At 72.4% G+C, this 12,151-nt stretch carries 13 protein-coding genes; 6 read left to right on the forward strand and 7 right to left on the reverse strand.

The window, feature by feature from the left end; all coding sequences use genetic code 11:
- The 4 genes from AB0R04_RS32335 to AB0R04_RS32350 all read left to right on the forward strand — a co-directional run.
- Positions 1 to 96, forward strand: a 96-nt coding sequence (locus AB0R04_RS32335) for an acyl-CoA dehydrogenase family protein (protein ID WP_157849844.1), incomplete at its 5' end; no start/stop codon positions are given.
- A gap of 76 nt (positions 97 to 172) precedes the next feature.
- Complete coding sequence (locus AB0R04_RS32340) at positions 173 to 937, forward strand: TetR family transcriptional regulator (RefSeq protein ID WP_363377192.1); 765 nt, start codon at positions 173 to 175, stop codon at positions 935 to 937.
- 216 nt (positions 938 to 1,153) lie between these two features.
- Positions 1,154 to 2,539 (forward strand): chloride channel protein, encoded by a 1,386-nt coding sequence (locus AB0R04_RS32345; RefSeq protein WP_363377193.1) that lies wholly within the window; start codon positions 1,154 to 1,156, stop codon positions 2,537 to 2,539.
- A 225-nt stretch (positions 2,540 to 2,764) separates the two neighbouring features.
- Positions 2,765 to 3,487, forward strand: coding sequence for a YukJ family protein (locus AB0R04_RS32350; protein ID WP_363377194.1), 723 nt, complete (start codon positions 2,765 to 2,767; stop codon positions 3,485 to 3,487).
- Between the two features lie 24 nt (positions 3,488 to 3,511).
- Here AB0R04_RS32350 and AB0R04_RS32355 read toward each other — a convergent pair whose 3' ends face one another.
- The 7 genes from AB0R04_RS32355 to AB0R04_RS32385 form a co-directional block, all read right to left on the reverse strand.
- Positions 3,512 to 4,183, reverse strand: a complete 672-nt coding sequence (locus AB0R04_RS32355; RefSeq protein ID WP_063346944.1) for a PHB depolymerase family esterase — start codon at positions 4,181 to 4,183, stop codon at positions 3,512 to 3,514.
- A 90-nt stretch (positions 4,184 to 4,273) separates the two neighbouring features.
- Complete coding sequence (locus AB0R04_RS32360; RefSeq protein ID WP_363377195.1) at positions 4,274 to 5,755, reverse strand: NAD(P)/FAD-dependent oxidoreductase; 1,482 nt, start codon at positions 5,753 to 5,755, stop codon at positions 4,274 to 4,276.
- Positions 5,756 to 5,828: 73 nt separating this feature from the next.
- Entirely contained in the window at positions 5,829 to 6,467 is a 639-nt protein-coding gene (locus AB0R04_RS32365) for a flavoprotein (RefSeq protein WP_363377196.1), read from the reverse strand.
- Between the two features lie 17 nt (positions 6,468 to 6,484).
- The gene (locus AB0R04_RS32370) at positions 6,485 to 7,015 is read right to left on the reverse strand and encodes a hypothetical protein (RefSeq protein WP_363377197.1); all 531 of its coding nucleotides are present in this window, start codon (positions 7,013 to 7,015) and stop codon (positions 6,485 to 6,487) included.
- A complete protein-coding gene (locus AB0R04_RS32375; protein WP_363377198.1) occupies positions 7,012 to 7,923 on the reverse strand; it encodes an alpha/beta hydrolase in 912 nt (303 codons plus the stop codon). Before AB0R04_RS32375 ends, AB0R04_RS32370 begins: the two co-directional genes overlap by 4 nt.
- Positions 7,920 to 8,768, reverse strand: coding sequence for a hypothetical protein (locus AB0R04_RS32380; RefSeq protein WP_363377199.1), 849 nt, complete (start codon positions 8,766 to 8,768; stop codon positions 7,920 to 7,922). The genes AB0R04_RS32375 and AB0R04_RS32380 overlap by 4 nt, the downstream gene beginning before the upstream one ends.
- Before the next feature lie 107 nt (positions 8,769 to 8,875).
- On the reverse strand, positions 8,876 to 9,049 hold the full coding sequence (locus AB0R04_RS32385; RefSeq protein WP_159398383.1) for a cypemycin family RiPP: 174 nt from the start codon (positions 9,047 to 9,049) through the stop codon (positions 8,876 to 8,878).
- Between the two features lie 517 nt (positions 9,050 to 9,566).
- On the opposite strand from AB0R04_RS32385, the gene AB0R04_RS32390 reads away from it, so the two are divergent.
- Both AB0R04_RS32390 and AB0R04_RS32395 read left to right on the forward strand, forming a co-directional pair.
- On the forward strand, positions 9,567 to 10,265 hold the full coding sequence (locus AB0R04_RS32390) for an ABC transporter ATP-binding protein (RefSeq protein WP_363377200.1): 699 nt from the start codon (positions 9,567 to 9,569) through the stop codon (positions 10,263 to 10,265).
- 5 nt (positions 10,266 to 10,270) lie between these two features.
- Positions 10,271 to 11,947 (forward strand): DUF6297 family protein, encoded by a 1,677-nt coding sequence (locus tag AB0R04_RS32395; protein WP_363377201.1) that lies wholly within the window; start codon positions 10,271 to 10,273, stop codon positions 11,945 to 11,947.
- The last annotated feature ends 204 nt before the right edge of the window (positions 11,948 to 12,151 follow it).

Genomic DNA, 12,151 nt, shown 5'->3' on the forward strand with positions numbered 1-12,151 from the left:
CCGGTGGAGCGGATGATGCGGGACGCGAAGATCACCCAGATCTACGAGGGGACCAACCAGGTCCAGCGCATCGTCATGGCCCGCAACCTGCCGTAACAGCCTCTCCGAGGTGCACCGACGGCCGGGCCGAGCACCCGGTCCGGCCGTTCGGGGCCGATGCTATGTTCCGGGAATGAGCGAGAAGGAAGAGCAGGACCTGCCCATGAATGACGGGCCCGCCAAGCCGGCGATGCGCGAGGCGCTCGTCGCCGCGGCCTTCGAGCTCTTCCTGGAACGCGGCTTCGAGCAGACCACCATCGACGACATCGTCTCGCTCGCCGGGGTCGGCCGGCGCTCCTTCTTCCGCTACTTCCCGGCCAAGGAGGACGTGGTCTTCCCGGACCACGAGCGCAGCCTCGCCGAGATGACGGAGTTCCTGGAGTCCGGCACCGGCGAGGAGGACCCGGTCAAGCACGCCTGCGACGCGGCCCGGCTCGTCCTGCGGATGTACGCCGAGCAGCCCTCCTTCTCCGTCCAGCGCTACCGCCTCACCCGCAAGGTCCCCGGCCTGCGGGCGTACGAGCTGTCGGTGGTCTGGCGCTACGAGCACACGCTCGCGGCCTACCTGCGCGGCCGGTTCGCCGACCGCCCGGACGGCCCGCTGCGTGCCGACGTGACCGCCGCCGCCGTCGTCGCCGCGCACAACCACGCCCTGCGTACCTGGCTGCGCTCGGGTGGCGAGAGTGACTGGGTGGTCGAGGTCGACGCGGCGATGGCCTTCGTCACCGGCACCTGGAACGGCCGCCCGGGCGGCGAGAACGGCGCGGGCGGGGGGTCCGGGGAGCCCGGGGAGTCCGGGGCGGACGATGTGGTGGTGCTGGTCGCCAGTCGCCGGGCGCCGCTGTGGCGGATGGTCCAGGGCATCGAGAGCGCGCTCGGCGACGCCCACCGGCTCTGACCGCTGGCTCCGATCGTCGGCTGCTGGCTCCGGCCGCCGTCGACGCCCACCCGCTCCGACGCCCACCTGCCCCGGAGAGCGCTCTCACCCGAACGGCGCAACTCCGCTCGTCCGGCGCCCGGCTGACGGGTCGCACGCCGTGCGGGCCGCCCGGCCCCGGGCGAGACTCGGTCGCAGGACGGGGGCCGCGCGCCCCGGGAGCGCGAAGGAGCGGCGATGCCGGGGACGCCCCAGCAGCAGAACGGTGGCCCCACCCTGCGCCAGGTGCTGCTCGGCAAGGGCTACCTCGGCCTGCTGCTGGTCGCCACCCTGATCGGTGCCCCGGTCTCGCTGGTCGCCTTCGGCTTCGTCGGCCTGGAGCACCAACTCCAGCACTGGGTCTGGGAGAGCCTGCCGGTCGCCGCCGGCTTCGACCGCGCCCCCTGGTGGTGGCCGCTGCCCGCGCTGCTGCTGGCCGGCCTGCTGCTCGCCCCCGTGGTCACCCGGTTGCCCGGGCGTGGCGGCCACGTCCCGGTGGACGGGTTGGGCGGCCCGCCCACCCCGCCGGGCGCCGTCCCCGGCGTGGTGCTGGCCGCGCTCGCCTGCCTGCCGCTCGGCGCGGTGCTCGGCCCGGAGGCGCCGCTGATGGCGATCGGCGGCGGCCTCGCGCTGCTCGCCGTCCGGTCCGCCAGTCGGGCCCAACACCCGGAACTGGTACCGGTGTTGGGCACAGCCGGGGCGGCGGCGGCGATCTCCACCATCTTCGGCAGCCCGCTGGTGGCGGGCGTGATGATGATCGAGGCGGCCGGGCTGGGCGGCCCGCGGCTGATCGCTCTGATCCTGCCCTGCCTGCTGGCCAGCGGGGTCGGTGCGCTGGTCTTCACCGGCTTCGGCCACTGGACCGGGCTGTCGATCGGCGCGCTCTCGCTGCCGCGGGTGCCCGAGAGCGGCGTCCCGGACCTGGGCGACTTCCTCTGGGGCGTCCCGCTGGCGGTGGTGATCGCCGTGGTCTGCGTGGCCGGGCAGGCCCTCGGCCGGCGGGTCAAGGCCTTCACCACGGGCGATCCGGCGGGCCCCCGGCCGGTGCCGACCGCTCGTCGGACCGCCGTCCGGACGGTGCTGTGCGCGATCGCCGTCGGGGCCTGCCTCGCGGCGTACGCGCTGCTCACCGGTCGCTCACCGGAGGAGGCCGCGCTCTCCGGGCAGGCCACCCTGGGCGCGCTGGCGGCCGACCCGGCGGTCTGGTCGATCGGCGCGCTGCTCGCCCTGGTGCTGTGCAAGACGGTCGGCTGGGGGATCGCCCTGGGCAGCCTGCGCGGCGGCCCGATCTTCCCGGCGATCCTGATCGGTGCCGCGCTCGGGGCGGCCTGCGCGCCGCTGCCCGGCTTCGGCACCGCGCCCGCGCTGGCCGTCGGACTGGCCGCCTCCGGCGCGGCCGTCACCCGGCTTCCGGTCACCAGCACGGTGCTGGCGACGGCGCTGCTGGGCGGCCAGGCCGCCGATGCGATGCCGCTGCTGATCGTCGCCGCGGTGACGGCCTTCGTCACCGGCGAGCTGCTCCGGGGGCGGCCGAGACGCTTCCACGCCGCGCCCGGCCGGGGCAGGCCGGCACCGGCCGACTGACCGGCCCGCCCTCGTCCGGCCCTCGTCCGGCCCTCGTCCAGTCCCCGGACGCCGGCGCCCCGACGTCAACGTTCTGCGGCGCGAAAGCCCGTTCGGGGGACGGCAGATGAACAACTGCGGATTCCACAGCCCCCGGTCGGCGGTGTGCGCGATAACGGAGGGACCCCGGCCGACCGGCCGGCGAGGCACCAGGGCCAGCAGCCAGGGAACCGAGGAACCACACCCATGCCGATCAGCGACTACGGCGTGCTCGCCGCCACCGCCGTCGACCGGCGCCGCGAGGGCGCCACCGACACCCCGCACTACCAGATCCACCTGCGCGACGCCGGGGGCACCGACTACCGCGCGGCGGTCAACGTCCTCTCCCAGCAGGCCCCCGCGGACCTGCGCTACCTCGCGGTCGAGGACTTCCGGCACCCCGTCACCGGCCTCCTCCCGCCGGCCGGCAGCGGCTGGAACCCGCTGCCGTCCCGGCCGGGCACGGCGAGCCTGGACTTCGTCCGCGGGCACCTGTTCGACCCCGCGGCGATGCGCGTCCTGCCGCCCGACCTCCCGGGCCCGGACAACGACCTCGCCGACCTGCTCGACCAGCACGTCCAGCGGGCGATCGCCGACCCGGCGGCCGCGGTGTACGTCTTCGGGCAGCGCTTCGGGCCCGAACCCGGCATCCCGGACAAGGTGTTCGGCTTCCTGCCCGGCAACGGCGTGCACGACGTGCACATGAACCAGGGCAACAGCGGGCGGTTCCGGACGGACGACGGCGTCTGCCAGGACGGCGCGCTGCTCATCCACCTGCCGGCGGAGAGCCGGTGGGCGGCGGTGTTCCTGGTCTTCCAGTCGCAGTCCTGGCACACCGACGACCGCATCGGGCACGCCCTGCCCGCGTCCGTCCCGCACCCCACCCGCCCCCGGACCGGCTCCCGCCAGGCGACCGGCCCCCAGCAGTAGCGCCTGCCGGGCCCGTCGGCGTTCTCAGCCCGCGCTGCGGGACCGGCGGGACTGGGCGAGCAGCCAGGCGTAGACCTCGGGGTCGTCGTACGTCCGCGTCCAGGAGTCGTGGCCGACCCCCGGGTAGCGGGTGAACCGCACCGGACCGCCCGCCTCCCGCAGCGCCTCGACCACCCGCTCGGTGTGGGCGACCGGGACGACGTCGTCCTCCCCACCGTGGAAGGCCCACACCGGGAGGGCGGCGAGGCGCGGCGCCGCCTCCCTCAGCCCGGACCCGCAGATCGGCACGGCGGCGGCGAACCGGCGCGGGTACCGGGCGGCGAGCGCCCACGTGCCGGTGCCGCCCATGCTCAGCCCGGTCACGTACCGCCGGTCCGGGTCGATCCGGTACGTCCGCGCCACGTCCTCGACCAGGGCCGCCAGCGCGCTCACCTCCGCGACCCACGAGCTGTGCGCCGGGCACTGCGGGGCCACCACCACGAACGGCAGCTTCGCCCCGGCGGCGATCTGCCGCACCGGCCCATGCACGGCGAGCGCCGCCAGATCCTCGCCGCGCTCCATGGCACCGTGCAGGAACAGCAGCAGCGGCCACGGCCCGGGGCCCTCGTCGTACCCGTCCGGCAGCGACAGGGCGTACCCCAGGTCGTTGCCGTCCTCGTCGACGGCGAACCGGTGGTGCTGAACAGGTGCGGACATCGGTCTCCTCCAAAGACGCCAGGGGTCCCACGGGGCGGACCCGCCGCCACCACCCTTGCCGAGCAGCCTCTCCGATCGATGACGCCGCCGTCACGGTTCACGTCGCAAAGACGGCGGACGGGGCCCGAGCGAGGGCGGCGCGGCGATGCCGAACTCCCGGCGGAGCGCGGAGACGGCGGCGAGGTAGCCGCTCATGCCGTGGACGCCCGGACCGGGCGGGGTGGACGCGGAGCACAGGTAGACGCCGGGCAGCGGGGTCGCGTACGGGTTCCACCGGAGGGTCGGGCGCATGAGCAGCTGGCCGAGGGTCAGGGCCCCGGCCCCGATGTCCCCGCCGACGTAGTTGGGGTTGTACGCCTCGTACTGGACGCCGTTGGTGCTCCTGGCGGCGAGGACCGTCTCGGCGAACCCGGGCGCGTACTTCTCGATCTGTGCCGTGACGGAGCCGGTGGGGTCCGCCGCGTACCCGTTGGGCACGTGCGCGTAGGCCCAGACGGGCCTCTTCCCGGCGCGGACCCGGTCGGGATCGGCGACGCCGGGATCCACCAGCAGCACGAAGGGGTCGCCCGCGTCGACACCGCGGGCGACCCCGGACTCCCGGCGGTAGATCTGCGCCTGCGACCCTCCGAGGTGCACGGTGGCGGCCCTGGCCACGGCGGTGTTGCGCCACGGGATCGCCTCGGACACCAGGAAGTCGACCTTGGCCGCCGCGGGCCCGTACCGGAACCTGCGGAGTCGTCGCCGGTAGGCGGCGGGCAGGTGGTCGCCCGCCACGGCCGAGAACTCCTTCGGCCCGGTGTCGAACATGACGACGCGCGAACCGCGCACCTGCGCCAGCTCGGTGATGCGCGCACCGGTGTGGATCAGCCCGCCGTGGCGCCGGATGTCCTCGGCCAGGCCGGCCGCGATCTCCGAGCTCCCGCCGCGCGGCACCGGCCACCCCGAACTGTGCGCCAGGTGGCCGAGGAAGACCGACACGGCTCCGCCGACGAGGCTGGGGAGCCTGCCGACGGCGTGCGCGGCCACCCCGGCGAGGAGGGCGGCCGCCTCGTCGGTCGCGAACCGGCGCGTGGCGAGCGCCGTCCCGTGGACCAGGGACCGCCACGCGAGCATCGCCGGAGTCCGCAGGGACGTGGGGACGGAGCGGAAGTCGGAGAGGAAGAGCTCCCCGATCTCGGTGCTGCGGCCGAGGAGCGGTGCCATCAGCCGCCGCCAGCCGGCGCCGTCACGGCCCAGTGCGTCGCAGGTCCGGTCGAGGTCGTGGTACGCCACGGCGGCTCGCCCGTCAGCCAGCGGATGGGCGTAGGACGCTTCCGCCTGGAGCAGGTCGACGCCGCGGGCCGACAGGTCGAACCGGCGGAAGAACGGCGAGACGGCGGCCATCGGATGGACGGCGGAGCAGATGTCGTGCCGTACGTCGCTGTCGAAGAGGGCGTGTGTGCGCAGGCCGCCGCCGATCTCGTCCTGGCTCTCGTAGACGTCCACGTGCAGCCCGGCACGGGCGAAGGTGACGGCCGCCGCCAGGCCGTTCGGCCCGCTGCCCACGACCGCGACGTCGCTGTTCCATTTCATGGTCGGTCCGCCTCGTTCATGGTCGGTCCGCCGCGCGGGATTCCACGGGCGGAGTGGCTACCAGGAGCAGGCGCTACCGGCGGCCCTCCGCATCGAACATTCCTTCCAGCTCCTTCAGGACCGACGGCAGGTAGAAGCCGGTCTCGCCCTCCCATTTTCGCTTCCCGACGCTGTACGCCGCGACGGTTCGGCTGACCGAGACGTTCGGGCGCTGCAGCAGGAGCTCCATGTTGCGTTCGACGACGGCATTTCCGGCCGGAAAGGCGGTGGCGAGCACGATCGGCTTGTCGGTGATCTGCAACGCCATGGTGGCGGGGGTGTTGCAGTTTCCCGCGGCGAGCCGCATGGCGAAATCGAGCGTCGCGGGAAAGACGGCGAAGGCGTCGACGCGTTCGCCGATCTCCACGTGCGCGGATTCCGGGAGGGAGGGGTCGGCGTAGTCGTCGGTCCACACGTCGCCGCCCACCAGTCGGCGCAGCGCGTCCAGCGTCACGAAACGCTGTGCGGACCTGGTCACCAGGAGGTCGCTCGTGATCCGGGGAAACGACTGGCGCAGCCAGTGCAGCCAGTACGGCGTGAGCGCGGCGTTGATGGATCCGGTCACGATGAACAGGATCCGCTTCTCGCCCAGATCGGGGATCTCCTGATTTCCGCTGCTTCCGGCGTTTCCAGCGCTTCCGCCGATTCCGGTGCTTTCGGTGCTTTCGGGCATCTCGGTATTCCCCCGGTTCACAGGGCGAGTTCCGGCGAGATCATGATGGGCTTGATCCCGTCGGCACCCTCGGTCGGGACGGACGCCACGATCATGAACTGGTAGTCGCCCGACTCGCTGTTCTGCCTGCACGCGTCCCGCACGGCCCCGGCCATCAGGTTGTACCCGTCGCTGTTCAGCATCCACTCGAACATGGCCCCGTTCGAGGCGAGCGTGCGCACCTGCGACGCCATGTCGAACAGCGCCTTGGGAACCCGGCTCCCCGGGTTCCACAGCACGGCGAGCGGCTTCGCCTCGTTCCGCATGGCCAGGTCGGCCCACGTGGTCCACCCGTCTGCGGGCGTCGCGCGCGTGCGGTAGAAGACGTACAGGTCCTCGATGCCGGGGTTCGGGGCGAAGAAGCGCCATTGCGGCAGGTCGGGGAAGAACGGCAGGCGCATCTTGATCGGCAGCTTGTCGTCGGGCAGGTTCTCGAAGACCGTCAGCACGACGTGCGTCACCAGGGCGGCCTTGACCAGGGACGCGACGGCCCTGCGCCACGCGCTCATGAGTTCTCCAGGATGATCGCCGCCGTCTGCTGCGCCAGGGCGGGCTTGGCGATGATGGACCGGTGGCTGCTCGCCGGCACGACGTGGAAGTCCGCGGCGACCCGCTCGCTGAGCTTGCGCTGCTGTTCGGTGTTGTTGGCGGCCGAGATGACGACGCGCCGCAGCGGCCCGGCGGCCACGAAGTCCTGGCCGGCGAGGGGCTCGTGGAGGTACTCCTGGCGCGCCGCCAGCAGCACCTGGGGGCTGGAGATCGAGGCCAGGTACGCCCGTTGGATGTCCGGGCGGTATTCGAGTTCCCGCTCGGTGGGGCTCGTCAGCCAGCGGGTGGTGCCCAGGGCCGAGCCGAGCAGCCGTCGCGCGGTGTCCTGGTTGTAGCGCGCCACCCGCCTCTTCGACCCGCGGTCCTCACCGAGGAGGACGGCGTCCGTCCCGTCGACGATGTGCAGGACGGTGGCGCGCTCGCGCACGTACGCGGACTCCGCCGCGACGTTCATGGCGGTGAGGGCGCCGATCGAGTGGCCGCACAGGACGACGTCGCCCTGCGGCGCGAGCTGTTGCAGGAGGAACTCGACCAACTGGGCCGGCCGCAGCCTGCTCTTCGAGCGCCAGTACCCGCTGCGGTGGTAGCGCAGGACCCGGAAGCGCCGGCTGAGCAGCCCGGCCACCCAGTCCCAGGACTCCAGCGGCGCGCCCAGGCCGCTTTCGAGGACCGCGACGGGGGCGGTGGGGCCGAGCTCCCCGCCATCGAGCGCGTACTCGATCGCGAGGCCGTCCGGGCCCTGGATCAGGGAGGTCCCCTTGAGCCCGCCGCGCCGGGTGTACTCCTCCTCCAGGCGGATGTACGAGAGGTAGGCGCTGACCACGGCGGCGGCCCCGAAGGTGGCGACGACCTGGCGTTCGAACCTCATCCCCGGCCCCCGTTCCTGGGGAGGCGGTCCACGGCGTAGAGGACCGCCGCGTGGGCCGAGCTGAATCCCCAGAAGAACCGCGGCAGGCCCATCGTCACGGCGATGCCCAGGTGGAAGAGCTTGACGCCGGCCAGGGCCCTGCGGGCGTCCGCGGGTGCCAGCAGGTAGACGACCGGGAACCCCGTCTCCCAGACGATGGTGAACCACGTCATCGAACTGCACAGCAGCGGGCTCTTCTTCAGCCACTTGGCGACCGCGCTGTCCCCGTACTGCTGGGTCTGCAGGACCTGTTCCAGCGCCTCGCCCGACCGCCAGGTACTGGAGATGGCCTTCGCCGCGCCGGCGGTCACGTAGGCGATGAAGGTCTGGGCGTTGACCGCGCGCAGGAAGAGGTCGTCGGACTTCTCGGCCTCGGGGACCAAGGCGGTGAGCACGCGGTAGCCGCAGATCAGGGCGGCCATGTGGTCCGCCCCGTCCCTGCCGAACGAGGTGCGGTACTTGCTCAGGCCGCTGGAGGCCAGCATCAGGCCGGCTCCGGTGATCTGCTGCGCCCGGCTCCTGCGGCCGGTCAGGGTCAGCGCTCCGCCGACGACGCCCATGGCCTTGATGGCGACGGCACCGCCGCGGCTGTCGATCGCCTTGCGGAGAGCCTGCGGGACGAAGCTGCGATCGCGTTTCGAACTCAGGCCCTGCAAAAGGCCGTTGGGCCCGTAGGCGGCTGTCCGGGTCAAGGCTTCGAGGCCGCTGATGATCTCGCCCACCGCGGCCGGGGCCAGCGTCCAGTAATGCGCGTCCTCGCGCGATATGGGGTGGGAAGGCTCGTTGACGATCTTAGTGAATGGCATTCACGCGTCCTCGTGCTCCGGTCGAACGGGGCCGGAAAGGGGAACCGCTCGTCCCCCTTTCCGGCCCGTCTGCTCACATGGGTGGTGTCACCGGTGGGTCAGTTGGTTCAGCAGCCGAGGCAGATCGTGCTGCCCGTCACGACGACCTCGCACACGGCGATGATGGTGGGGGTGGTCATCGCGGGAGCGTTGTGTGCGTTCACGAAACCCTCCTGCGCCTCCGCGAACGAAGCGTTGACGGCATCGGTCACGAACTCGACACGCGATTCGGTGGCGTTCACTCTTTCTCCTTTTGATGGTGGAGACAGCGGCCAACCCACAGAGGACCGACGTCCGCTGCCGGCCGCTGCCGTTCGACCATATGTCGTTTCGGTAACCACGGGAAGACCCTTGATGTGTCCATGGTGTGCGCAATGCGAATCGGCGGCGGATAATTTCGAAGAAATTGACCAATTCCATTGTAGGTGGACATTCCTCGAATTCTGTGCAATGCCCCTTTTGTTGTGGAGTCCCCGGGTGTTCCTGTATTCGATCATTGATATCGCAGGTCAGGCCTTGATCGAGAATCCGGGCGGGCGGCGGATTCCGTCGAACGGTCCGTATGGCCTCGAATCGCCCCATTTGACTTGACGGCCTCGGGCTCGGGTTCGGGTTCGGCCGGAGCGCGCATGCCGGGCCGCCCGGAGGGTGTATTTGGGTCGGCTTTGCAGGATTGGGACGCCTTGCTATGATCGGCCCAATGTTCAGAAAAGTGTGAAAATGAACGTTTCGATCATCCGAGAGAAGACGGCTCGTCGATTGAAAAACAAAACCGGCAAGGCGGCGGGCGCACCGCTGCTGCAACTCGTCGACGTCACACACGCGTACGGTGACAGCACCGTGCTCGACCGGGTCTCCCTCCGCATCCACCGTGGTGAGTGCGTTTCCCTGGTCGGGGAGAACGGATCCGGCAAGAGCACCCTGCTCCGCGTGGCGGCCGGCCGGGAGAGACCGTCCGGAGGATCGGTCGTCTTCGACGGGGAAGAGATCCACGAGGATTCCCTGGACGTGCGCAAGCGGGTCGCGTCGGTGATGGATCCCGGTGCGTTCTACCCGGACCTCACCGTGCGGGAGCACCTGCGGCTCGTGGCGCTGTCGCACGGCATGGGCGCCGGAGCCGATGCCGCGGTCGACAGGGCGCTGGAGTCGCACCGCCTCACGGCGCAGTCCGAACAGTTCCCCTCGGCCCTGTCCTCCGGGCAGACCCAGGCGCTGCTCCTCGCCGCCGCCTTCATCCGGCCGCACGACCTCCTCATCCTCGACGAGCCCGAACAGCGGCTCGACTCCCACGCCCGCACCGCCCTCGCCCGCCTGATCGCGGAGCACCGCGACCGCGGAGCGGCCGTCCTCATGGCCACCCACCACCGGGCCCTGAACGAGGTCGCGGACCAGATCGTCGAAGTCGGCTCGCGTTCGGGGCGCTCGGGCCCGTCCGGGGCGGTGCAGGGGGAAGGATGAACGGCTTGAGCGACAGCGTGGCACCCGCGACCGGGACGAGGGCACGGGTGCCCGACAGGTCGGGGGACTGCACCGCGGACACCCTGCTGTTCCTGCGCGAAGCCCGGAGCGGCACGCGCCAGGAGAAGCGCAGGAGCGCGTGGTTCATCGCCTACACGGTCCTCCTGGTGGGCGGCTGCTGGGGCGTCCCCGCCCTGCTCCAGTGGACGAGTTCGACCCGGGCGGCCGACCGGCCGCCCGTGCAGATCGGGGAACAGGCGTCCGCGACGCTCCTGGCGCTGATCCCGGCGGTGCTGGTCCTCGCCCTGCTGCTCACCGCCCGGGGAGCGATGTGGCGGGGCCCGGTCCTGTTGGACCGGGCCACGACCGGCTTCCTGCTGCCCTCGGCCGTCGACCGGCGGGCCCTGCTCGCGCCGGGGCTGCGGTCCTCGGTGGCGCTGGCCTCCGTGGTGAGCGGCGTCGCCGGCGCGGTCGCGGGCTTCCTGCTGCAGGGCCTGGCCCCGCAGTCGTGGATCCTGCTGACCCTGGCTGGCTCCTGGACGGGCGTCTCGGTGGCGCTCACCACGAGCGCGGTCGGCGTCCTGGTCGAGCGGAATGACCAGTGGATGTCCCGGTACGGCCGCAGGGTCTTCGCCGCGGGGTGGCTCCTCGCCGCGGTCGCCGCCGCCGGCGTGTGGACGGCATGGACGCAGGGGCGGACGGGCTGGCTGCAAGGCCTCCTGCTCTGGTCGGGCCCGTGGGGGTGGGCGTCCCAACCGCTCCTGTGGGCGCTCGGCCTCGTGGGTACGGCGGGCGCCGTCGGCACGGTGCTGTCCGTCGGCACCCCGGTGCTCGCCCTCGCCCTCGCCTGGCGGGAACTGCCCGCGATCCCGCAAGCCGCCCTCAGGCTGCGCGCGACGGTCGCCGCCCAGATCAGCACGTCCGTCCTCATGCTCGACCTCCGCCAGGCCCGCTCCGGAGTACCGCGGCTCAAGGAGCGGAGCAGCACCCCCCGGCTCCGCCTCCCCATGCCGCGGCACCGGCTGCTACTGGTCCCGTGGCGCGACCTCACCTGCCTGCTGCGCAACCCCCGCCGCCTGGGGTGGGCCGTCGTCTGGAGCGGAATCGCCGTCGGACTGACCGCGGCGGCCCCCTCCTTCACCTCGACCGCACAGCAGATCGTCGTCGTGCTGTCCCTGGTCGCCGAATACCTGGCGGCCGCTCAACTCACCGAGCCGGCACGGCTGGAGAGCGACGACCCGCGGCGCTCCACCAACCTGCCCTGGACGTTCAAGTCGCTCGCCCTCCAGCACTCGGCGGTGCCCGGCGGCCTCCTCCTCGCGCTCACCGGAGCCGGCGTACTGGCGTGCGCGCTCGCCGACCGGGACACCGCAGGACTCCTCCCGCTCCTCGCCTCCGTACCCGCACTCACCGCGGCCGCGCTGGTCAGCTCCTACCGGGGCGTTGTGCCCATGCACCTGACGATCGGCGTCAACACCCCCATGGGCAACACCGGCCCCGGCCAGGTGGCGCTCTGGTACCTGCGCGGCCCGCTGGCGGTCGGCACCCTCCTGTTCCCGCTCGCCCGCTCCGCAGCCCAGGGCCACCCGTACGCCGCGCCACAACTCGCCTGGACCCTGGCCGTCACCGCAGCCGCCCTCTGGTGGGTCCGGCGCACCGCCCACCGCCTCCACACCCGATAGCCCCGGCCCCACACCAAGGGCCGGCCGCCGTTGCGGATGTATCGTCGGGCGGTCCCTCCGGAGGCGGGCGCCCGTGACGCCTCATACCTGAGAGCCAGGCCGAGGACGGCTCCGCGGCGGGAGGCCGGCCGGCGGGTCCGTTCCGTAGCGTGGTGACCGAATGCACCCCGGCCGAGGAAGTCACCGTGAGCGTCCGCATTGCTG

This window comes from Kitasatospora sp. NPDC056731, from assembly GCF_040687675.1.
Lineage (GTDB): Bacteria > Actinomycetota > Actinomycetes > Streptomycetales > Streptomycetaceae > Kitasatospora.